The organism is Sphingomonas mollis, assembly GCF_016427505.1.
In the GTDB taxonomy this organism is placed as follows: domain Bacteria; phylum Pseudomonadota; class Alphaproteobacteria; order Sphingomonadales; family Sphingomonadaceae; genus Sphingomonas; species Sphingomonas mollis.
The window spans coordinates 1-22,461 of the sequence record NZ_JAELXS010000009.1; the positions used below are offsets into that span (position 1 = coordinate 1).

Here is a 22,461-nt window from a genome sequence, read left to right on the forward strand (position 1 = left end):
TGGCGCGAGTGACGGGACTTGAACCCGCGACCTCCGGCGTGACAGGCCGGCGCTCTAACCAACTGAGCTACACCCGCTTGGAAGCGAGGCCGGCCAACTAGGCGAGGCCCCCCTGCCTGTCAACGACCCTTTTTCATGCGGCGTTTTTCAGGGCGCCGCCGGTGCGTCCGCCGCCGGCCGCTTGCGCCCGCGCTGTTGCTGGACGAGCGTGCCGTGTTCGAACAGGAAACCGGCGATATCCGGCTTGCCCGCCGCCCCCAGCACGGTCTGGATGATGATGAGCAGCGGCACCGCCAGCAGCGCGCCGAGCGTCCCCCACACCCATCCCCAGAAGCTGAGCGAGATGAGGATCAGCAGCGGACTAATCGTCAGGCGATGGCCGACGACGAACGGCGTGATCGCGTTCGCCTCGATCAGGTGCAGCCCGTACATCATCGCGGGCGGCAGCATCGCCATCCAGATGTCGGAAAAGGTCATCAGCCCGCCCAGCGCCAGCAGGAACGCGCCGATCACCGGCCCGAAATAGGGGATGTAGTTGAGCAGTGCGACGATCCCGCCCCACATCGCCGGATAGGGCATGCCGATCGCCCACAACGCCACGCCGGTGACGATGCCCAGCACCACGTTGATGGCGGTGATCGTGCCGAGATAGGCGGACACGTCGTCCACCACGTCCTGAATCACGCGGGCGGTCGCCATCGCGCCGTCGAAACTGGTGCGGCCGGTGATCGTCCGCTGCCGCATCCGCGTCCAGCCGGACAGGAAGAAGAATACGATCAGCATGCCGAACAGCACCTGCACGATCACCGCCGGCGCCGAGGTGGCGGCCAGTTCGAGGATCGATCCCGGCGCCGCCACCGCTGCCGTGCGCGGCTGGCGGATCGGCGTCGTCGCCACCTGGCGCAGCGTCTTGTTCACATAGGTTTCGAGGTTGGAATACAGGTCGAACAGCGGCGCCAGATTGTCCTGGATGCGGTCCAGCCGGGTCGGCAGCAGGCGGAAGAAGTCGGCCGCCGGGACGATGATCGCCGCCAGCGCGATATTGGCGGCCAGCAGGAACGTGAGAAGGCACAGCAGCGCGGCCAGCGGCGACGGCACCCGCCGCCGCTCCAGCCATTCCAGCACCGGGATCAGCGCGACGGCGATGACCAGTGCGGTCGTGAGCGGCAGGAAAAACTCCGCCCCCGCCTTCAGGGCGAACGGCAACGCCAGTACCAGTCCGACACCGGCGGTCAGCGTCAGCGACGCCAGCAGCCGGTCGCGGCGCATGGCAATGCGTACCGCTTCCTCCGCGGCGACGCCCACCGGCACGCCCAACAGGGAGTCGCCGGGCATATCGGGGGTAAGACGGGTGTCCGGGTCGACCATGTCACCACCCTAGGAGGGCGACCGACGGGCGGCAACGACCCAGTGTAAGTTATTCCGTCAGTTCGCGATCGATCAGTTCGGCTCGATCGCCATCAGCACGGTGCCCTCGTAGCGCGGGTCACCCGGGTTGTGCAGCGTGCTGGCCGAGAAGCGGCGCGGCGTGATGCGCAACGCGCCGAGGCCGGCGAGCTTGAACGAGCCCATCTTTTCTTCCTTGGGCGGCTTGCCGTCGCGTTCCAGCGTCGTGGCATCGACGTAGATCTCGTCGTGCCGGGTATAGATGACGTGCGGCGCCAGCGTCACGTCGCCGCGATTATAGGTCGCGGCGACCGCCAGTTGCTTGACGATCGCCTCGAAGATCACCGCCGGCGACGGCGGTGGGGAGGCAGCGGGACGTTCGATCGCAGAGCTCATATCGTTCATCCCGCTCCCTTTGCGCCTATCGCTGCGTTGCAGCAATAACGATGTGGCGAACGCATCGTTTCATCACGGCACGCAATCGCCGGCAGGGCAGCACCGGAAAGCCTATCGCGCGGCCGTTTCCCCGGCAGGTCCCATCAGTTTCTGCGCGAAATAGGTCATCTGCAAGGCCTGCAACCGTGCACCCTGCGCAATGTCAGCATCCCCCGAATGGCCGCCCGCCGTATCCTCGTAGAACAGATAGGGCAGGCCATATTCCTTCAACCGCGCCGCGAACTTGCGCGCGTGCTGCGGCCCGACGCGATCGTCCTTGGTCGTCGTCCAGATATAGGGTTCGGGATAGGCGCCGCCCTTCCTGATGTTCGCATAGGGCGATATCTTTTCGAGGAACGCGCGCTCCGCCGGGTTGTCGACCGAGCCATATTCGTCGACCCACGACGCGCCCGCCGCGATCTTTTCGTACCGGATCATGTCGAGCAGCGGCACCTGGATCGCGACGGCGTTCCACAGATCGGGGTGCTGGTTGAATTCGACGCCCATCAACAGGCCGCCGTTCGACCCGCCATAGATGCCGAGCTTCTTCGCGCTCGTCATCCGCCGCGCGAACAGATCCTTCGCCACGGCGGCGAAATCGTCATAGATCACCTGCCGCTTCGTCTTGCGGCCGGCATCGTGCCACGCCGGCCCGAACTCGCCGCCGCCCCGGATATTGGCGAGAACATAGGCACCGCCGCGTTCGAGCCACAGCTTGCCGGTCGATCCCAGATAGGTCGGCAGGCGCGACAGTTCGAACCCGCCATAGGCGGTCATCAGCGTCGGCGTCGTGCCGTCGAGCTTCGCCCCCTTCGGCCGAACGACGAAATACGGCACCTTCGTGGCATCGGTCGAGGTCGCCTCGAACTGTTCCACCGTCACGCCGGCTGCGTCATATTGCGCGGGCAGCGTCTTCACGACCTTCGGCGCGGCCGGTGCCGCCGCATCGATGGTGGCGAGCGTGGTCGGGGTCGCGAAGCCGGTCAGCGACACGAACGCGCGGTTCTCGCGATCGGTGGTGCTGGCGACGCCGACGCTCATATTCTCTGGCACGGCCACCGGCGTTGCTGCCCAGCCGGCGGCGGTCGGCGCGAACACGGTCATCCGCCCCCGGACATTGTCGATATAGGTCAGGATCACGCGATCCTTCGTCGTCGACACGCCCTGTACCGCCTGACGCGGGGTCGGAGCGAACAGGACGCGCGGTGTCATCCGCCCGCTTTCCAGTTCGGCCAGCGGCACCCACGCGACCGAGCCGGCGGCGATATTGCCCCACGGATCGCTGGTGTCGAAGATCACCCGGCCATCGACCATTCCGGCCGGAAAGGTGCGGGCCGGCACGTCGAGCTTGCGCGTCGTTCCCGCTGGCGTCCCCGTGGGGGTCCAAACGAACTTCTCGCCACCGAAGAACGTCACCCGTCGCTCGATCACCACCGCGCGGTTGCCCTTCGCGTCGATCAGCGTCGTCGCATAGGTGCCGAGTTGATCCTGCGGCGATCCGCGGAACACCTCGACCGCCTGATCGACCGGCTGTCCACGCTTCAACAGCTTGACGACAAAGGGATAGGACGAGGCGGTCAGCGTGCCGGCGCCCCAGTCACGGCTGACGAGCAGCGTGTCCTTGTCGATCCAGGTCGCCCCCTGCTTCGAGGTCGACAGCGCGAAGCCGTTGGCGACGAACTGGCCCGTCGCCAGATCGAATTCGCGATAGCTGATCGCGTCCTCGCCCCCTTCGGACAGGGCGACCAGGCACAGGCGTTCCTCGGGTTGCAGGCAGGTCGCGCCCTTCCACACCCATTTCTTGCCCTCGGCCTTGCTGAGCGCGTCGAGGTCGATCAGCGTCTTCCATGCGGGTGCGGGGTTTGCGTAATCGGCCTCGGTCGTCCAGCGCCACAGCCCTTGCGGATGATCGGCATCGCGCCAGAAATTCAGGATGCGGCCAAACTGCTGGTTGGGCATCGGGATGCGATCCTTGGCCGACGCGATCGCCAACGCCTCTGCATAGAAGGCGGCGTAGCGGGGATCGTTCTGGAGCCGGGGCAGCGTGCGGGCATTCTCCGCCTCCACCCATGACAGCGCCTTCGCGCCGTCCTTGTCCTCCAGCCAGATATAGGGATCGTTGGTCATCGCCGCGGTCTGGGCGAGCGTCGGGGCGCCCGCAAGCCCCCCGGCCAGGATCGTCGCGGCCAGCAACATCTTCACTTCACGCATGAATGGCTCCGTTGATACAATATCACGCCTTGTGCCTTTGGATAGCCGTTTGCGCAATGTATGAGCGATACTCCCCCTCACCGTCATCCCGGCGAAGGCCGGGACCCATGGTTGCGGTGTGTCCGGATAGGGAACGAAACCTGACCCCGACCTCCGTGTCCATGGGTCCCGGCCTTCGCCGGGATGACGGGGGTGGAAGGTATCTCCCGGACTTTAAAACACCGCCCGCGCCGTCTTCTCCCCCATCATCGCCTGTCGAACCAGCGGGATGGGCGGGCCGCCGAAGCTGAGGAAGCGATCGTGGAATGCCTTCCACCCCGCCCGGCCGCCATGCGTCGCGGTCCAGTCGGCGCGCAGGCGGCGGATCATCAGCTTGCCCATCGTGTAGTTCAGATAGGCAGGATCATAGGTGCCGCGCGCCGACTGCTGGCGGGCGTTGCCCTCGTCCTGATAGCATTGGTCGACGAACATCTGGCGCGACTGTTCCTGCGTCATCCCGCGCGCATGCAGGCCGATGGCCGACAGGAAGCGGCAATCGCGCAGCAGGGCGTTCGACAACTGGCCGATATGCACCTGCGCGCTGCCCTGCCCCAGGCCGGCCTCCCACATCATCTCCTCGCTGTAATGCGCCCACCCCTCGGCATAGGCATAGCCAACGAATATACGGCCGAAGAGGGACGGCGAGCGGTTGGCGTGCAGGAATTGGAGGAAGTGGCCGGGCATCACCTCGTGCACCGAGGTGAACAGCAGGTCGTCCTTCGCCGGCACGAACGCGTCGCGCGTCGCCTTGTCCCACGCGGGATCGGGCGGCGAGATGTAATAGATCGACGGGATGTTGCGCTCGAACGGCCCCGGCGGATCGATATAGGCCGGGTTCTGGCGCATGTATGGTGGCGCTTCCTCGACCAGCGCCTGTTCGGTGCCGGGGATCGTGACCAGATCGTTCTCGACGACGAAGGCCCGCAGTCGCGGTATCTGGCGGCGTGCCTCCGCCACCGCGCTATCGGCCGGCTTGTCCGATTTCATCCGCTTGACGCAGACCGGCACCGTCGTGCCCGGCGCATATTGCGCGCACGCCGCGACCAGCGCCGCGCGGTTGCGGGCCAGATCGGCGCGGCCCGCCGCCTCGACCTGGGCGAGTGGCAGGGTGACGCCCTCGGTCGTCGCCAGCATGCGGGCGAAGCGGGGGGCGCCCAGCGCGAAGTCGCTGGTGGCGCTGGGCCGTTGCTGCTCCATCCAGCCGCCGAGCGCGCGCATCGCGGCGGACGCGCTGGCGGCGGCGGTCTTAAGGTCGCGCTGCACGCGCTCGTCTTTTACCCCGGCAAAGGCGCGGACGGCATCGCCGGTATAGTAGTCGGCAAAGCCGTTGAACCCCGCCGCGCCGAACTCGGCGAAGCTGAGCGGCATCGGCGTCGCCAGATTGGCGCGGATGTTGGCCGCCGCCGCGGGCACCGCGAGGAAGAACTTCGTCAACGCCCGCGCCCGTGTCGTCGCATCGGCATAGTTGCGCGCGATATAGACGTTCGGGTCGAGACCGGCGGTCATGTACCATTGCGGATTGTGGTGCGGCTGGTCGGCATCCTCCAGCCAGAACAACCGGCCCTCGGTGACCTTTATCAGATAGTCGCGCTCAAACCGGTCCTGCGCGGTCATCCCACGCACCGGCATCGCCCGCGCGGCGACCAGCGACCGGCGATAGAATTCGCCCAGCCGCTTCAGGCCCGCCGGGCTCCAGTCCTGCACCTGCCCGTCGAGATCGTGCCGGCCCTGATAGATGGCGTAGCCGGGATCGAGCCGGAACAGTTCCTCGACATAGGCATCGCGAAAACTGCCCCAGCGACTGGCCTGCGGCGTCACGGCCGTCGACTGCGGCGCGCGTGGCGCCGGCGCGGCGCCCGTCAACGCCAGCAGCGCAGCGGATGCCGCCATCCCCCATTTCGTCATTCGTCCATTTCTCCGATTCGCCCGAGCGGCCATGCTGGCAGGCGCACCGCGTCGGCGCCAGCATTTCGGGGAACGGGTCGCAGGCGAGATACGTTTACCGCCCGCATCGATCACGAACGGAGCGACGACATGCCCTACGTAAAAACACGCGACGGTACAGATATTTACGTCAAGGACTGGGGTAGTGGCCGTCCCGTCATCCTGACCCATGGCTGGCCGCTGAACGCCGATAGCTGGGATGCGCAGGCGATGGCGCTGGCGGATGCCGGGTTCCGTGCGATCGCCTATGACCGGCGCGGTTTCGGCCGGTCGGGGCAGCCATGGTCGGGGTACGATTACGACACGCTGGCCGACGATCTGGCCGATGTGATGAAGGCGACGGGCGCCGATGCGGACGCCGCGATCGTCGGCTTCTCGATGGGTGGCGGCGAGGTCGCACGCTATATGAGCCGGCACGACGGCCGGGGCGTGATCGCCGCCGGCCTGATCTCGTCGGTGGTCCCGTATATGCTGAAGACCGACGACAATCCGGACGGCACGCCGCAATCGACGTTCGACCAGATCGCCGACGGCATCAAGGAAGACCGGGCGAAGTTCTTCCGGCACACCTTCGTGCCGCAATTCTATGGCGTGGGGTATATTTCCAGCCCGGTCAGCGACGATGTCGTCCACTGGTCGACCAGTCTGGCGCTGCAGGCCGGTCTGAAGCCGACGCTGGCCTGTGCGGAGGCGTTCAGCCACACCGATTTCCGGCCCGACCTCGCCTCGTTCCGCGTGCCGACGCTCATCGTCCATGGCACCGGCGACCAGACCGTGCCGATCGATGCCTCGGCCCGCGCGGCGAAGGCCGGCATCGCGAACGCGCAGTTGGTGGAATATGACGGCGCGCCGCACGGCCTGAACGTGACGCACAGCGACCGCCTGACACAGGATCTGCTGACCTTCCTGGGCCGCTGATCCGATGAAACGCGCCGGTCGCCATCAACGGCGACCGGCGCGCTTCGTTATTTCGGGTCGAGCGGGACGATCACCTCGTCGGGATGGGTGACGTTCAGTTCCTTGCGGACCATTTCGTCGACCATATCCGGGTTGGCGTGATCCGGGTTGAGCAACGCCACCCGGTTCTTCAGCACCTGCCGCCGCTGATCGAGCACGGCATAATCCCGTTCCCGCTTCACCAGTTGCCGCTTGTAATCGCCATAGGCGAGCAGGCCGTTCGGCCCCAGCACGGCATAGATGCCGAAGAACGCCATGACCGCGAGGACCGCCGCCGGCACCGCTGCCCGCCGCAGCGTCCGGCGAAAGGCCGACGGCTTCCTCGCGCGCATCGTCAGCCGCCGATCAGCACGTCGCGGCCGGCATAGCGCGCCGCGTTGCCCAGTTCTTCCTCGATGCGGATCAGCTGGTTGTACTTGGCCAACCGGTCCGACCGGGCGAGGCTGCCCGTCTTGATCTGGCCGCAGTTGGTGGCGACCGCGAGATCGGCGATCGTCGAGTCCTCGGTCTCACCCGACCGGTGGCTCATGACCGCGGTGTAGCCGGCGCGCTGCGCCATCGACACGGCCTCCAGCGTTTCGGTCAGCGTGCCGATCTGGTTGACCTTCACCAGCAGCGAATTGGCGATCCCCTCGGTAATGCCGCGCTTCAGCCGCTTCGGATTGGTCACGAACAGATCGTCGCCGACCAGCTGGACCTTGTCGCCGATCAGGTCGGTCAGCGCCTTCCAGCCTTCCCAATCGTCCTCACCCATGCCGTCCTCGATCGAGAAGATCGGATAGCGGCGGGTCAGGTCGGCGAGATATTCGGCCATTTCATGGCTCGACAGGATGCGGTTCTCGCCGCTGATGTTGTAGCGGCCGTCCTTGTAGAATTCGGTCGCGGCGCAATCGAGCGCGATGTGGACGTCGTCGCCCGGCGTGTATCCGGCCTTCTCGATGCTCTGCATGATGAAATCGAGCGCGTCGGTGGTGCTGGCGATGTTGGGCGCGAAGCCGCCCTCGTCGCCGACCGCCGTGTTCAGGCCCTTCTCGCTCAGGCCCTTCTTCAGCGTGTGGAAGATTTCCGAACCGCAACGGACCGCTTCGAGGATGCTCGACGCGCCGACCGGCACGATCATGAATTCCTGGAAATCGATCGGGTTGTCGGCATGTTCGCCGCCGTTGATGATGTTCATCATCGGCACCGGCAACAGGTGCGCCGAGACGCCGCCGACATATTTGTACAGCGGCAGCCCGCGCGCATCCGCCGCCGCCTTGGCCGCCGCCAGACTGACGCCCAGGATCGCGTTCGCACCCAGCCGGCCCTTGTTCTCGGTGCCGTCCAGTTCGATCATCGCGTGATCAAGATCGACCTGATCCTCGGCATCGAGGCCGACGACCTTCTCGGCGATCTCGCCGTTCACCGCCTCGATCGCCTGATCGACGCCCTTGCCGCCCCAGCGGCTCTTGTCGCCGTCGCGCTTCTCGACCGCCTCATGCGCGCCGGTCGACGCGCCCGACGGCACCGCCGCGCGGCCGAAACTGCCGTCTTCCAGCAGCACATCGACCTCCACGGTCGGATTGCCCCGGCTGTCGAGGATCTGGCGGGCATGGATGTCGATGATGGCGGTCAAGGTGGCTTGCTCCTGAAGCATGCTGTGAATGCGCTGTCGTGCAGATGCACTGGGTTCGCTTGCGTCCTATATCGCGGGCACCGCGTCGGCAATCGTTGCGCGTACGTTGCGTGCAGGGAACCGGCACGGATAAGACTTGTTGAACCGGCGAATAGCAAGGACACCGACCATGCCCGACAACGATCTGAACCCGATGACCGATAGCGATATCGCCGCCAGCCCCGCCGGTGGTGAGTTGCAGACCGCCGCGCCACTGAAGAATGCCGGCAGCGATATCGATGCACCGACCGCCGACAAGTCGCTCGCTGCCCGCACCGCCGATGCCAAACAGGCGATCCGCGACGGCGCCGGCAAGGCTGGCCAGCAGGCGACGGAGAAGCTTCGCACGCTGGCCGACGACGGCAAGGCGAAGGCCGGCACCGCGCTGGACCAGCTGTCGCAATTGCTGATCGATGCCGCGACGCAGGTCGATGACAAGATCGGTGCGCAATACGGCGAATATGCCCGCTCGGCCGCCGGTCAGGTGTCGGGATTCGCCGATACGGTCCGCAACAAGAACATCGACGACCTGATCGACGATGCCCGCAATTTCGTGAAGGCAAGCCCGGCCGTCGCGGTCGGTGCCGCCGCCGCGCTCGGCTTCGTCGTCGCGCGCCTGATCCAGTCGGGCGTGGATTCGCAGGATTGACCTCTTTGCCGCCCCTGATCGAAGAAGAAGGTGTCACGACGTTGATCGGCCGGCTGGTAGATGACAGCCGGCATGTCGTGTCCGCCGAAATCGGCCTGTACAAGGCGAAGGCGTCCGAACGGATCGCGGCGTACAAGTCCGCGATCCTGTTCTTTGCGGTCGCCGGCGTGCTGGCCCTGGCGGCGTTGGTCGCGTTGCTGGTCGGGCTCATCATGGCGCTCGCCACGCTGGTCGGGCCGTTGCTGGCGACGGTGATCGTCGTAATCGTCGTGCTTGCCCTCGCCGGTGGGCTGGCGTTCGTCGGCAAGGGCAAGCTCGCCGCGCCGATCCTGCCGGAGCGGTCGGCGTGAGCGATCCGCGTCTCGATCTCGTCGCCGCCGAACTTCAGGCAGCCGAAGCGCGTGCGCGCCTGTCAGGCACCGTCGCGCAATTACAGGGGCGGCTCGACCCGAAGGTCATCGCCGACGATGCGCGACAGGCGGGTCTCGATGCCGTGAATGCCGGCGTCGATGGGGCCAAGCGTTATCCCGGCATCGTCGCCGGAGCAGTCGCCGCGGTCGGACTGTTGTTCGCCCGTCGCCGCATCGGCGATGCGCTACGCCGACGCCGTGCCCGCCGCCCGGTTCCCGCCTCCCCGATACCCCGTTCGAAGGATTGATATCATGAGCGACACCCCTCCCCGCCCCCATCACGATGGCGCCAAGAGCGATACCGATGCCGCATCGAGTTACGATCAGGTTCGCGAGACGGCATCGCGGGTCTATCACGACGCCCGCGACCGTGCGGCGGATGTCTATGATTCGTCCAAGCGCGCCACGAAGGATGCCGCGCATCGCGCCGCAGACGAGATCGAGACGAACCCGTTCGTCGTCCTGATCGGCGGCGTAGCGCTGGGCGCGCTGGCAGGCGCGCTGCTGCCCCGGTCGGCGAAGGAAAAGGAATTGCTGTCGCCGGTCGGCCGCAAGCTGGGTGACAGCGCCCGCCAGGCATTCGCGGCGGCGCGCGAGGCGGGCAAGCAGGAACTGGATCAGGCGGGCCTTACCACCGGTGCGGCACGCGAGCGTGGTCAGGCGCTGTTCGATGGCGTCCTGAAGGCGTTGTCGAGCGCCGGTGGCGCGGCAGCGCAGGCGGCCAAGGGCAGCGGGCGGACTTGATCGACGACAACGGGGCGGACGCTGATGATGCGTCGCCCCATTGCCGCATGCTGCGGCGCACCTTAAAAGACGGGGCATGAGCAAACTCCACCTCGTCTTCGGCGGCCGCGTCAGCGATCCGCGCACTCTCGACTTCGTCGATCCCGGCAAGCTGGATGTCGTCGGTATCTTTCCCGATTATGCCAGCGCCGAAAAGGCATGGCGTGCCGCCGCCCAGCGGACAGTCGATGATGCCGAGATGCGATTCGTGGTCGTGCATCTGCACCGGCTGCTGGAACCGGATACGATCAAGCCTGCGTGATACGAATTGGGGCGTCCTGCGGGGCGCCCTTTTTTTGTCTTGGGTGATACCGTTGCTGGATAAGCCGGCTTTACGATGCAGTTCGTCATTGCGAGCGTAGCGAAGCAAACCAGTGGTCCGCGCGCTGCATCGATTGCTTCGCTACACTCGCAAGGACGAAGATATCGAACCCGGATCAGGCCCGTCGGTAGCGCCATCCCAGCAACGGCCGCGCCAGCAACACGCCGGCTACGAAACCGCCGATATGTGCACCGATCGCCACGGATACGCCGCCCATGCCGGCCAGCCCGATCAGCAACTGGATGCCGATCCACGATACCGCCAGCCACGCCACGTGCATGACATAGGCGGGAATCGGTCCCAACCGCTTGGCACGCCGCTGCCCGAACAGGATCGCATAGGCGCCGACGATCGCGGATATCGCGCCGCTGGCGCCGATCATCGGCTGGGCCGAGAGCGGTCCGAACGACCATTGCACGGCCGCCGCCGCATAGGCGCCGACCAGATACAGGACGGCGATGCCACCGACCCCCAGCACCCGCTCCGTCTGTTGCCCGCAATAGACGAACATCAGGATATTGAAGCCCAGATGCATCCAGCCGCCATGGATCAACGTCGCGCTGAGCGGCGTCAGCCATAGCGGGGCCATGAACAGGTGATCAGGCGGCGGCGCACCCTCGAACCGCAACGGAATGAAGCCCCAGCCGACCGCTGCCGTCGGCAACGTCCCGCTGAGGATCAGCAACGCCGACACGAGAACGGTCGCGGCGGCGATCGCCGCGGTCGCCCGCCCTTCGCGCCACATCGTCAGATGAATTCGATCTTGGACACGACGTAGTAACGATCGCCCGCGGGCACCGACACCTCGACATCCTCATCGACCTTGCGGCCGATCAGCGCGCGACCCAGCGGCGAATTGTAACTGATCCGCCCGGTCTTCGCGTTCGCCTCGGTCTGGCCGACGATCTGGTATTTCACCGGCTTGTCGTCGTCGTCGAGCAACGTCACGGTCGCACCGAACACCACCTTGTCACCCGACAGGTCGCGCGGATCGATGATCTGCGCGCGGCTCAGCTTGTCCTCGATGTCCGAGATCGTGGCCTCGTTCTGACCCTGCTGCTCCTTGGCGGCGTGGTATTCGGCATTTTCCGACAGATCGCCATGCGCGCGCGCTTCCTCGATCGCATCGACGATATGCGGCCGCTCGGCTTTCAGACGCTTCAGATCCGCGGTGAGCGTTTCGTAGCCCTCCTGGAGCATCGGCATCTTTTCGACGGTCGCCATGTGTAGTCCCCAATTCAGTCTATCCCCGAACAACCCGTCCGGGCCGCACGCACATCGCGATTATTTCGGGATCAGTTGTGCGACTGCGAATAATAGGACTGCAGGGGCCGTACTTCAAGCACGCCCGCACCGGTCGCGATCGCATGCGCCGCCTGCACGCTCGCCGGGGCGGTCGTGAAATACGGGATGCGACCCGCCAGCGCGGCCTGACGGATCGGCTTCGAATCCTTCAGCGACTGCCACCCCTCGGTCGTGTTGAAGATCAGCGCGATGCCGCCATCGGCGATGCGGTCGACGATATGCGGGCGCCCCTGCGCGACCTTGTTGATCCGCTCGACCGCCAGACCCGCCCGTTCCAGATAATCGGCGGTGCCGCCGGTCGCGACGACGGTGAAGCCCTTGTCGATCAGTTCGCGCATCGCCGGCACGATCTGCGGCTTGTCGCCGTCCTTCACGCTGACGAACACGGCGCCTTCGGTCGGCAGGATCGTGCCGGCACCCAACTGAGACTTGGCGAACGCAGTCGTGAAATCGGCGGCGATACCCATCACTTCGCCGGTGGACCTCATTTCCGGTGACAGCACCGGATCGACGCCGGGGAAGCGGTTGAACGGGAACACCGCCTCCTTCACTGCGACGTAATCGATGTGGCGATCGATCGGCGGCAGGTCGCGCAGCTTCTCGCCCGCCATCACCCGTGCGGCGATCTTGGCGATGGGCACGCCGATCGCCTTGGCGACGAACGGCACGGTGCGCGAGGCGCGTGGGTTGACCTCGATCAGATAGACCTTCCCGTCCTTCACCGCGAACTGGATGTTCATCAGGCCGACGACGGACAGCGCCCGCGCCAGTGCCTCGGTCTGGCGTTCGATCTCGGCGATGATCTCGCCCGACAGGCTGTAGGGCGGGATCGAGCAGGCCGAATCGCCCGAATGGACGCCCGCCTCTTCGATGTGCTGCAACACACCCGCGACCACCACGTCCTCGCCGTCGCAGATCGCATCGACATCGACCTCGATCGCGTCGCGGAGATACTGGTCGATCAGAACCGGCGCATCGCCAGACACTTGCACGGCGGTCTGGATATAGTCTTCGAGCTGCGATGGGCCATCGACGATCTCCATCGCCCGGCCGCCCAGCACGAAACTGGGCCGCATCAGCACGGGATAGCCGACCCGGTCGGCGACGATCAGCGCCTCGTCCCTGCTGCGCGCGATGCCGTTCGATGGCTGGAGCAGGCCCAGCTTGTTGATGAGCGCCGCGAACTGTTCGCGGTCCTCGGCCAGATCGATCGCGGCCGGCGTGGTGCCGAGGATCGGGATGCCGGCGGCCTCCAGCGCTCGCGCCAGATTGAGCGGCGTCTGGCCGCCGAATTGCACGATCACGCCAACCAACTCGCCGCGCGATTTTTCGACATCAAGGATCGCCAGCACGTCTTCGGCGGTCAGCGGTTCGAAGTACAGGCGGTCGGACGTATCGTAATCGGTGCTGACCGTCTCCGGATTGCAGTTGACCATGATCGTCTCGTACCCGGCATCGGCCAGCGCGAAGCACGCGTGGCAGCAGCAGTAATCGAACTCGATCCCCTGCCCGATCCGGTTCGGCCCGCCGCCGAGGATCACGACCTTGCGGCGATCCGACGGCATCGATTCGTCCTCTGGCTCGCCGAAGGTCGGCGCCTCATAGGTCGAATACATATACGGCGTCTTCGCATCGAATTCGGCCGCGCAGGTGTCGATCCGCTTGAAGACGGGGCGCACGCCCAGTTTCAGCCGATGCGCGCGCACCTCGTCCTCGGTCACGCCGCCGGTCATCGCCTTCACGACCTCGTGGATCAGGCCCGATCCGCGCGCGATGCCGCGGGTCATGCCGCGCAGGTTCGCGGATTGCAGGGCGAGCCAGGCGAGCCGCTTGTCGCTGAAGCCCATCGCCTTCAGCCGGCGCATGCCGGGCGCGTCGATCGGCAGGCCGTGTTCCATCACCTCGGCCTCGGCGGCGACGATCTCGGCGATCCGCTCCAGGAACCACGGGTCGTATTTGGCGATCGCGTGGACCTCGGCAACGGTGAAGCCTTCGCGCAATGCCTGTGCCGCGACCAGCAACCGGTCGGGCGTCGGCGAAGCGAGCGCCGCCTCGATCTGGCCGCGCGGTGCGCCGACCAGCGCGTCGACATTGTTGAAGCCGGACAGGCCGGTTTCCAGACCGCGCAGCGCCTTCTGCATCGATTCGTGGATGTTGCGGCCGATCGCCATGACCTCGCCGACCGACTTCATCGCCGTGCCCAGCGTCGGCTCGGCGCCCTTGAACTTCTCGAAGGCGAAGCGCGGAATCTTGGTGACGACGTAATCGATCGTCGGCTCGAAACTGGCCGGCGTCGCGCCGGTGATGTCGTTCTCGATCTCGTCGAGTGTGTATCCCACGGCCAGCTTCGCCGCGACCTTGGCGATCGGAAAGCCGGTTGCCTTCGACGCCAATGCCGACGAACGCGACACACGCGGGTTCATCTCGATGACGATCAGGCGGCCATCCTTCGGATTTACCGCGAACTGTACGTTGGAACCGCCTGTTTCCACACCGATTTCGCGCAATACCGCGATCGATGCGTTACGCATGATCTGGTATTCCTTGTCGGTCAGCGTCAGCGCCGGCGCGACGGTGATCGAGTCGCCGGTGTGAACGCCCATCGGATCGACATTCTCGATCGAGCAGATGATGATCGCGTTGTCCTTGCGGTCGCGCACCACCTCCATCTCATATTCCTTCCAGCCGAGGAGCGACTCCTCGATCAGGACCTCGGTCGTCGGCGACAGGTCCAGTCCGCTGCGGACGATCGCCAGGAATTCGGCTCGGTTGTAGGCGATGCCGCCGCCGGAGCCGCCCATCGTGAAGCTGGGCCGGATGATGGCGGGAAGCCCTACCTTATCAAGACCTTCCAGCGCTTCCTTTTCGGAATGCGCGATGGCCGAGCGGGCGCTTTCGAGGCCGATCCGGTCCATCGCGTCGCGGAATTTCAGCCGGTCTTCCGCCATGTCGATCGCATCGGCATCCGCGCCGATCATCTGCACACCGAACTTGTCCAGCGTGCCGTCGCGGAACAGCGCCAGCGCGGTGTTGAGCGCGGTCTGGCCACCCATCGTCGGCAGGACGGCGTCGGGCCGCTCCTTCTCGATGATCTTCGCGACCACGTCCGGCGTGATCGGCTCGACATAGGTGGCGTCGGCCAGCTCGGGATCGGTCATGATCGTGGCGGGATTGGAGTTGACGAGGACGATGCGATAGCCCTCCTCCTTCAACGCCTTGATCGCCTGCGTGCCCGAATAATCGAACTCGCACGCCTGACCGATGACGATCGGCCCCGCGCCGATCACGAGGATGGAGGAGATGTCGGTGCGTTTGGGCATTATGCGTCAATTCCAATGTGTTTCAGCAGGACCGCGATCAATGCCGACGCCAATCCGCCAATCGCTTCTTTTTCATATCTCTTCACCAGCATTCTGAGCGTTTCAATTAGAGTCAGTTCAATCAAATAGAGACGGAAGCTTCCAGCTCGTAATAGCTCCCGGCCAGCTTTTAATTGACCAAGCACCAACTCCCGTAATCCAGGAACGCCGTCAATTTGATTCTGCGCTGAAACTGCATCGATAATCGCGGTCGTTTGCTCGTCTAATTCCGTAACTTGGTTATCGGAGAATGTGACAACTCGATCGGAAGCCGGGACCTTAGTTTCTTTAACAACAGATTGACTCGCAATAGCGTCAAGAGAACCAGCCTGTTCCACTTGCTTCCGAAGACCGTCGAGAGCTCTATTCAGCCATGCGGGCCCAAGCTCATCGTAATCCTCAAACAATTCATGCTTTTGCAGCGCTGACGCATTTGGATAGTCCGACGGCTTTGTGATAATAGAAAGCTCATCAGACTCGTTAACTGCTTGACCTAGCTCTAATTTGGCGTTCTCGACAAACTTTCCAAGATTACTCGCCTTGATCTTGATAAAAGTACCTGAAAAGTGATCATCGGTTATGCGGATCAGCTTGCAATCTGCAAGGGTCCTGACAACCTGCTGAAGCATGTAATCAGAGATGGGAAATCTCAGAATTTCTTCTGCTTTTGCCTTTAATTGATCGATATCGCCGCTAAAATCCTCAGGTTTATCTGAAAAGTAATCACGCTCGACGCGGAGATCAGCCACCAGCGCCAACGCAACATAGTCAGAAACCTCACGTCCCACTTACAGCATCCCCACAAACCGCTCGAACAGATAGAAACTATCCTGCGGCCCCGGCGACGCCTCGGGGTGATACTGTACCGAGAACGCCCGGCCGCCGTCGATCTCCAGCCCCGCGTTGGAGCCGTCGAACAGCGACACATGCGTCTCCGTCACGCCGGCGGGCAGGCTGTCGCGCTCTACCGAGAAGCCGTGGTTCATGCTGGTGATCTCGACTCGCCCAGAACGGGGGCCGTCGCTCAGGCACTGGACGGGGTGGTTCGCGCCGCGATGGCCCTGGAACATCTTGGTCGTCGTCGCGCCGACCGTGAGGCCCAGCAACTGGTGGCCGAGGCAGATGCCGAACAGCGGCAGCTTCGTGTCCAGCAACTGGCGGATCACCGGCACGGCATATTCACCGGTCGCGGCGGGGTCGCCGGGGCCGTTCGACAGGAAGATGCCGTCGGGCCTCAGTGCCATCACCTGTTCGTAGGTCGCGGTGGCGGGGAGGACGGATACCTTCGCGCCCGCTTGAACAAGGTTACGGAAGATGTTGCGTTTGCTGCCGTAATCGATCGCGACGACGTGCGGGCGCTCACCCCCCTCCCGCGAGCGGGAGGGGAGCAGAAGGCTCATACCCGAAGCCGAGCCGCCAGAGGCCGCCCTGCCAGCCATAATGCATCTCGGTCGACACGGTTTTGGCAAGGTCCATGCCCTCCAGCCCCGGCCAGCTGCGCGCCATGTCGAGCAGCAGGTCGAGATCGAACGTCCCCGTCGCCGAATGCGCGATGACGCCGTTGGGCGCGCCGCCGGTCCTGATCCGCCGCGTCAGCGCGCGCGTGTCGATGCCGGCGAGGCCGATGCGCGCGTGGCGGCGCATCCAGCCGTCGAGATTCTCCATCGCGCGGAAACTGGACGGCGCGGTCGGGTCCTCGCGCACGATCATGCCCAGCGCGTGGGGGGCATCCGCCTCCACATCGTCGGGGTTTGCGCCGACATTGCCGATATGCGGGAAGGTGAAGGTAATCATCTGGCCCGCGAACGACGGGTCGGTCATGATTTCCTGATAACCGGTCATCGCGGTGTGGAAGCATACCTCGCCCACCGCTTCACCCTCGGCGCCGAAGCCACGGCCCCACAGGACGTCGCCACTGGCGAGGACGAGAACGCCTGTCGCGCCCTCGGGCTGCGGGGGCGCGGATGCGACGGGCGCGGCAAATGTCGTGGCGTCGGCCATGATGCGGCGGGCACTCCTTTGGATCAGCGATGTCGCTAAGCCCCGCCCGCTAAACTCGCCCACCCTCGCCGTCAATCTGCTATGGGCCGCGCATCATGATTCGAGACGACATCAAATCCGCCCAAATCGCCGCCATGAAGGCCGGCGACAAGGAAACCCGCGCCACCGTGAGCCTGATCCAGGCCGCGATCAAGAACCGCGACATCGAGGCCCGCGCCCCGCAAAGTCGTGAAGGCGTCGCCCCCGCCGACGACGACGCGCTGGTCGTCGAGGTGCTGCAGAAGATGGTGAAGCAGCGCCGCGAATCGATCGCGATGTACGAACAGGGCAACCGGCCCGAACTGGCGGCGGCGGAGACGGCAGAGGTGGCGGTGATCGAACGCTTCCTGCCGACGCGCCTGACCGACGAGGAGACCAGCGCGGCGATCGAGGCGATCAAGGCCGATCTGGGCGCGACGGGGATGAAGGACATGGGCCGGGTGATGGCGGAGCTGAAGGCGCGCCATGCGACGGCGCTGGATATGAGCAAGGCGAGCGGTTTGGTGAAGGCTGCTTTGGCGTAACGGAAACTCCCCTCCCGCAAGCGGGAGGGGTCGGGGGAGGGCATGTCGGACAAAGGCTACACCCGCCCCACCGCCCGCGCCCGCGAATTGAGGCTGAATGCCACCGATGCCGAACGCCGCCTGTGGCAAGCGATCAGCGCGCGCAAAGTCGCGGGCATCCGCTTCAATCGACAGGTGCCGATCGGTCCCTTCATTTGCGACTTCGTGTCGCGCGGGGCTAGGCTGGTGATCGAGGTCGATGGCGGCCAGCATGACTGGCGCGCCGACGAGGACGCCCGGCGCACCCGCTATCTGGAGGCTCAGGGATTTCGGGTTATCCGCTTCTGGAACAACGACGTGCTGGAACGACTGGACGGCGTGGTAGTCACGATCGAACGGGCGCTCGTGGACAGGCCCTCCCCCGACCCCTCCCGCAAGCGGGAGGGGAGTTGAGGGAATTGTTGCTCTTCTACCGCAAACCCGACATAGGCGTTATAAAGCGCGCATGAGCCTCTCACCCGCCTTTCTCGACGAACTGCGTGCGCGCACGTCGTTGTCGGCGTTGATCGGCAAGACCACCAAACTGCAAAAAGCCGGCCGCGAGATGCGCGGTTGCTGCCCGTTCCATAACGAGAAGACGCCCAGCTTCTACGTCAACGACGACAAGGGCTTCTATCACTGTTTCGGCTGTTCCGCGCATGGCGACGCGATCCGGTGGATGACCGACCAGCGTGGCCTGCCGTTCATGGATGCGGTGAAGGAACTGGCGCAGACCGCCGGCATGGAACTGCCCGCGATGGATCGCCAGTCCGCGGCCAAGGCAGAACGCGCCAAGGGCCTGCACGAGGCGATGACCGACGCGGCGACGTGGTTCACCGAACAGCTGAACGGCCTGGCCGGCACCGAGGCGCGGGCGCTGCTCGACCGGCGGGGGATCTCGGCGGAGACGGCGCGCACCTTCGACATGGGCTTCGCACCCGATTCGCGCGGCAAGCTCAAGACCGCGTTGAAGGATTATGGCGACCCGATGCTGGTCGAATCCGGCATGTTGATCCAGGTCGAGGGCAAGGAGCCGTACGATCGTTTCCGTGGCCGCCTGATGATCCCGATCCGCGATGCGCGCGGGCGGACGATCGCGTTCGGCGGCCGCATTCTGGATCAGGGCGAGCCGAAATACCTGAACTCGCCGGACACCCCGCTCTTCGACAAGGGGCGCACGCTCTACAACCTCGACCGCGCCGCCCCCGCCGCGCGCAAGGCCGACCGGGTACTGGTGGTCGAGGGATATATGGACGTCATCGCGCTGGCGCAGGCCGGCATCGGTGAGGCGGTCGCGCCGCTTGGCACCGCGCTGACCGAACATCAACTGGAACGGCTGTGGCGCATCAGCGACGTGCCGATCCTGTGCTTCGACGGCGATGCGGCGGGGCAGAAGGCCGCGCTTCGGGCCGCGCACCGTGCGCTGCCGATGCTGGCGCCGGGGCGCAGCCTGTCGTTCGTGACGCTGCCGCAGGGGCAGGACCCCGACGATCTGGTAAAGGCCGGCGGCGCGGCGGCGATGGAGAAGCTGCTCGCCGAACCGCAGCCGCTGGTCGATCGCCTGTGGCAGGCCGAACTGGCCGCCGAACCGCTCGATACGCCCGAACAGCGTGCGGGATTGAAGCGGCGGCTGGGCGAACTGGCGGCGGGTATCGCCGATGCGTCGGTGCGGTCGGAATACCAGTCCGACTTCCGCCGCCGGTGCGACACCCATTTCACGCCCCAGCGCAAACCCTTCGTGCCGTTCCAGCGCGGCAAGCAGCCATGGCGGCCGGGTCCGGCGATCACCAGCGGGCCCGTTACCAGCGAAGCCAAGGCGGTACGAGATAGCGGCATCGACCCCGTTCTTGCGAAGGCGGTGCTCGCTGGTTTGATCCGTCACCCTGCGGAGATCGCCCGGCATATGGAGGTTCTTGGCAGCCTCCGCTTGGCCGATGGCGCGCTTGGGCGACTATTTGAGGCGGTGGTCGACTTGGCACTGGAGGACAAGCGCAAAGCAAACGCGCTTGATAGCGCGCACCTCGTCACCATATTGGCGAGGTCCGGTTTCGGGGAGGTCGCCACCGATCTCCTTCGGGCCGATGCCATGCCCTATACGTTCACGCAAAGACTGGGTGACGAAGCCCGTGCCCGTGAAGACCTCGACGAGGCGATCGCCATCCTGATCGCCCGGCCCGAGGTGGACGCCCAGCTCGCGCAGGCGACCCAGGCGATGCAGACACGCTTCACCGATGAGGCGTTCGAACGGCAAGTGGCACTGGTGAAAGAGAAACAGGCGTTGGAAATGCGACTTGCAAACCTATGTCAGTCGAACGAAGACGCCCGATCGTTGGGATCTGAGGGTAATTGATGGCGAAGGCTAACATGACAGCGGATACGGCAGAGGCTCCTGATACGGGTGACGCACCGCTGATCGATCTCAACGACGCGTCGGTCAAGAAGGTGATCGCCCGCGCCAAGAAGCGTGGGTACATCACCTACGACCAGTTGAACGAGGCGTTGCCGCAGGGCGAGATGACGTCCGACCAGATCGAGGACATGACGTCCGCGCTGTCGGAAATGGGCATCAACATCGTCGAGAACGACGAAGCCGGCGAAGACGGCGAGACCGAAGAGCGCGCCGACGCCGATGACGAGCCGGAGGCCGCCGAGGACGGCGCCGCCGATGCCGCGCTGCCGGAAAAGAAGAAAGAGACGATCGATCGTACCGACGATCCGGTCCGCATGTACCTGCGCGAGATGGGAGCCGTGGAGCTGCTGTCGCGCGAGGGCGAGATCGCGATCGCCAAGCGGATCGAGGCCGGCCGGGATACGATGATCCTGGGCCTGTGCGAATCGCCGATCACTTTCAACGCGATCATCGACTGGTCGACCGCGCTGAACGAAGGCACGATGCAGTTGCGCGAGATTCTCGATCTCGATGCGATGCTGTCCAAGGGTCCGTCGCCGGAGCAGGTCGAGGGCGCCGAGGACGATGAGAACGGCGAGATCAGCGAGAAGACCGCCGGCGCGTCGTTCAAGGAAGAGGCCGAACCTGAAGAACCGTCGGCCGACGACGACGACGAGTCGGGTGAACCACGCACGCCGCGTGCATCGGACGACGAGGAGGAGGACAACACCCTCTCGCTCGCCCAGATGGAAGAGCAGCTGAAGCCGATCGCGCTGGAGCGGTTCGCCAACATCACGGCGCTCTACAAGAAATTCGCCAAGCTGCAGCAGACGCGCCTCGATTCGATGGCCGCCGGTGGCGAATTGTCGGCGTCCGACGAGCGCAAATACCAGAAGCTGCGCGAGGACCTGACCGCCGAGGTAGAGAGCGTCCAGTTCCACAATGCCAAGATCGAATATCTCGTCGATCAGCTCTATGCCTTCAACCGCCGCCTGACCGCACTGGGCGGCCAGATGCTGCGTCTGGCCGAGCGTCACAAGGTGCCGCGCAAGGACTTCCTCGACCGGTATATCGGTCATGAGCTGGATGATTCGTGGCTGGCCGGCGTCGGCAAGCTCGACAAGAAATGGACCGCCTTCGTCACCAACGAGGGTGAAGCGGTCGATCGCATCCGGACCGAGATCGGCGAGATTTCGCAGGCGACCGGCATGGCGCTGATCGAATTCCGCCGCATCGTGAACATGGTCCAGAAGGGTGAGCGCGAGGCGCGGATCGCCAAGAAGGAGATGGTCGAGGCTAACCTGCGCCTCGTGATCTCGATCGCCAAGAAGTACACGAACCGCGGGTTGCAGTTCCTCGACCTCATTCAGGAAGGCAATATCGGCCTGATGAAGGCGGTCGACAAGTTCGAGTATCGCCGCGGGTACAAGTTCAGCACCTATGCAACCTGGTGGATCAGGCAGGCGATCACGCGGTCGATCGCCGATCAGGCGCGGACGATCCGCATCCCGGTCCACATGATCGAGACGATCAACAAGCTGGTCCGCACCAGCCGCCAGTTCCTGCACGAGCAGGGCCGCGAGCCGACCCCGGAGGAGATGGCCGAACGCCTCTCCATGCCGCTGGAGAAGGTCCGCAAGGTGATGAAGATCGCCAAGGAGCCGATCTCGCTCGAAACGCCGATCGGCGACGAGGAGGATTCGCATCTGGGCGACTTCATCGAGGACAAGAACGCGGTCATCCCGGTCGACGCGGCGATCCAGGCGAATTTGAAGGAAACGGTGACCCGCGTCCTCGCCTCGCTGACGCCGCGTGAGGAGCGCGTGCTGCGCATGCGGTTCGGCATCGGCATGAACACCGATCACACGCTGGAAGAAGTCGGCCAGCAGTTCAGCGTGACCCGCGAGCGCATCCGCCAGATCGAGGCGAAGGCACTCCGCAAGCTGAAGCATCCCAGCCGTAGCCGAAAGATGCGCAGCTTCCTGGATCAGTGAGGATACAGCCGGCGGGTGCGTGTTGCATCCGCCGGTTTTTGA

20 protein-coding genes, 1 tRNA gene and 1 pseudogene are annotated in these 22,461 nt (G+C 65.0%); 10 read left to right on the plus strand and 12 right to left on the minus strand.

Translation table 11 applies throughout. The features are described from left to right. The 5 genes from JAO74_RS14980 to JAO74_RS15000 form a co-directional block, all read right to left on the minus strand. Positions 1 to 77 (minus strand) — tRNA-Asp (locus JAO74_RS14980). A gap of 70 nt (positions 78 to 147) precedes the next feature. Further along, complete coding sequence (locus JAO74_RS14985; protein ID WP_199040292.1) at positions 148 to 1,335, minus strand: AI-2E family transporter; 1,188 nt, start codon at positions 1,333 to 1,335, stop codon at positions 148 to 150. A gap of 105 nt (positions 1,336 to 1,440) precedes the next feature. Then, positions 1,441 to 1,782, minus strand: coding sequence for a hypothetical protein (locus JAO74_RS14990; protein ID WP_199039888.1), 342 nt, complete (start codon positions 1,780 to 1,782; stop codon positions 1,441 to 1,443). Positions 1,783 to 1,893: 111 nt separating this feature from the next. Beyond that, positions 1,894 to 4,032 carry a prolyl oligopeptidase family serine peptidase gene (locus tag JAO74_RS14995; RefSeq protein WP_199039891.1) on the minus strand — a complete coding sequence of 713 codons (2,139 nt, stop codon included), beginning with the start codon at positions 4,030 to 4,032 and terminating at the stop codon, positions 1,894 to 1,896. Between the two features lie 213 nt (positions 4,033 to 4,245). Next, on the minus strand, positions 4,246 to 5,961 hold the full coding sequence (locus tag JAO74_RS15000; protein ID WP_233151062.1) for a DUF885 domain-containing protein: 1,716 nt from the start codon (positions 5,959 to 5,961) through the stop codon (positions 4,246 to 4,248). Between the two features lie 144 nt (positions 5,962 to 6,105). Here JAO74_RS15000 and JAO74_RS15005 point away from each other — a divergent pair, with 144 nt between their 5' ends. After that, positions 6,106 to 6,933, plus strand: coding sequence for an alpha/beta fold hydrolase (locus JAO74_RS15005; protein WP_199039898.1), 828 nt, complete (start codon positions 6,106 to 6,108; stop codon positions 6,931 to 6,933). Positions 6,934 to 6,980: 47 nt separating this feature from the next. On the opposite strand, the gene JAO74_RS15010 is transcribed toward JAO74_RS15005, so the two are convergent. Together JAO74_RS15010 and eno are read right to left on the minus strand one after the other, a co-directional pair. Further along, positions 6,981 to 7,304, minus strand: a complete 324-nt coding sequence (locus tag JAO74_RS15010; RefSeq protein WP_233151063.1) for an FtsB family cell division protein — start codon at positions 7,302 to 7,304, stop codon at positions 6,981 to 6,983. A gap of 2 nt (positions 7,305 to 7,306) precedes the next feature. Next, the gene (gene eno, locus JAO74_RS15015; protein WP_199039901.1) at positions 7,307 to 8,587 is read right to left on the minus strand and encodes a phosphopyruvate hydratase; all 1,281 of its coding nucleotides are present in this window, start codon (positions 8,585 to 8,587) and stop codon (positions 7,307 to 7,309) included. 169 nt (positions 8,588 to 8,756) lie between these two features. Here eno and JAO74_RS15020 point away from each other — a divergent pair, with 169 nt between their 5' ends. From JAO74_RS15020 to JAO74_RS15040, 5 genes are all read left to right on the plus strand, one after another. Continuing rightward, positions 8,757 to 9,275 (plus strand): hypothetical protein, encoded by a 519-nt coding sequence (locus tag JAO74_RS15020; RefSeq protein WP_199039904.1) that lies wholly within the window; start codon positions 8,757 to 8,759, stop codon positions 9,273 to 9,275. Positions 9,276 to 9,280: 5 nt separating this feature from the next. Continuing rightward, positions 9,281 to 9,625 (plus strand): phage holin family protein, encoded by a 345-nt coding sequence (locus JAO74_RS15025; protein WP_233151064.1) that lies wholly within the window; start codon positions 9,281 to 9,283, stop codon positions 9,623 to 9,625. Then, positions 9,622 to 9,933 carry a DUF3618 domain-containing protein gene (locus tag JAO74_RS15030; protein WP_199039908.1) on the plus strand — a complete coding sequence of 104 codons (312 nt, stop codon included), beginning with the start codon at positions 9,622 to 9,624 and terminating at the stop codon, positions 9,931 to 9,933. Before JAO74_RS15025 ends, JAO74_RS15030 begins: the two co-directional genes overlap by 4 nt. A gap of 4 nt (positions 9,934 to 9,937) precedes the next feature. After that, the gene (locus JAO74_RS15035) at positions 9,938 to 10,429 is read left to right on the plus strand and encodes a DUF883 family protein (protein WP_199039910.1); all 492 of its coding nucleotides are present in this window, start codon (positions 9,938 to 9,940) and stop codon (positions 10,427 to 10,429) included. A 76-nt stretch (positions 10,430 to 10,505) separates the two neighbouring features. Further along, the gene (locus JAO74_RS15040; RefSeq protein WP_199039912.1) at positions 10,506 to 10,730 is read left to right on the plus strand and encodes a DUF4170 domain-containing protein; all 225 of its coding nucleotides are present in this window, start codon (positions 10,506 to 10,508) and stop codon (positions 10,728 to 10,730) included. A gap of 175 nt (positions 10,731 to 10,905) precedes the next feature. Here the strand turns inward: JAO74_RS15040 and JAO74_RS15045 are convergent, their stop codons facing one another. The 5 genes and pseudogenes from JAO74_RS15045 to carA form a co-directional block, all read right to left on the minus strand. Continuing rightward, positions 10,906 to 11,535 (minus strand): rhomboid family intramembrane serine protease, encoded by a 630-nt coding sequence (locus JAO74_RS15045; protein WP_199039914.1) that lies wholly within the window; start codon positions 11,533 to 11,535, stop codon positions 10,906 to 10,908. A gap of 2 nt (positions 11,536 to 11,537) precedes the next feature. After that, the gene (gene greA / locus JAO74_RS15050) at positions 11,538 to 12,014 is read right to left on the minus strand and encodes a transcription elongation factor GreA (RefSeq protein ID WP_199039916.1); all 477 of its coding nucleotides are present in this window, start codon (positions 12,012 to 12,014) and stop codon (positions 11,538 to 11,540) included. A 71-nt stretch (positions 12,015 to 12,085) separates the two neighbouring features. Beyond that, a complete protein-coding gene (gene carB, locus JAO74_RS15055; RefSeq protein ID WP_199039930.1) occupies positions 12,086 to 15,415 on the minus strand; it encodes a carbamoyl-phosphate synthase large subunit in 3,330 nt (1,109 codons plus the stop codon). Beyond that, complete coding sequence (locus tag JAO74_RS15060) at positions 15,415 to 16,242, minus strand: hypothetical protein (protein ID WP_199039934.1); 828 nt, start codon at positions 16,240 to 16,242, stop codon at positions 15,415 to 15,417. Before JAO74_RS15060 ends, carB begins: the two co-directional genes overlap by 1 nt. Further along, a pseudogene (gene carA / locus JAO74_RS15065) lies at positions 16,243 to 17,455 on the minus strand (glutamine-hydrolyzing carbamoyl-phosphate synthase small subunit). 95 nt (positions 17,456 to 17,550) lie between these two features. Between carA and JAO74_RS15070 the strand changes: the two are divergent. From JAO74_RS15070 to rpoD, 4 genes are read left to right on the plus strand one after another with little or no spacing between them, the layout of a single operon-like run. Beyond that, positions 17,551 to 18,018 carry a GatB/YqeY domain-containing protein gene (locus JAO74_RS15070; RefSeq protein ID WP_199039937.1) on the plus strand — a complete coding sequence of 156 codons (468 nt, stop codon included), beginning with the start codon at positions 17,551 to 17,553 and terminating at the stop codon, positions 18,016 to 18,018. Between the two features lie 42 nt (positions 18,019 to 18,060). After that, on the plus strand, positions 18,061 to 18,450 hold the full coding sequence (locus JAO74_RS15075) for an endonuclease domain-containing protein (protein ID WP_199039940.1): 390 nt from the start codon (positions 18,061 to 18,063) through the stop codon (positions 18,448 to 18,450). Between the two features lie 52 nt (positions 18,451 to 18,502). Then, entirely contained in the window at positions 18,503 to 20,386 is a 1,884-nt protein-coding gene (dnaG, locus tag JAO74_RS15080; RefSeq protein ID WP_199039943.1) for a DNA primase, read from the plus strand. Next, positions 20,386 to 22,419, plus strand: coding sequence for an RNA polymerase sigma factor RpoD (rpoD, locus tag JAO74_RS15085; protein ID WP_199039946.1), 2,034 nt, complete (start codon positions 20,386 to 20,388; stop codon positions 22,417 to 22,419). Before dnaG ends, rpoD begins: the two co-directional genes overlap by 1 nt. Positions 22,420 to 22,461 lie beyond the last annotated feature (42 nt).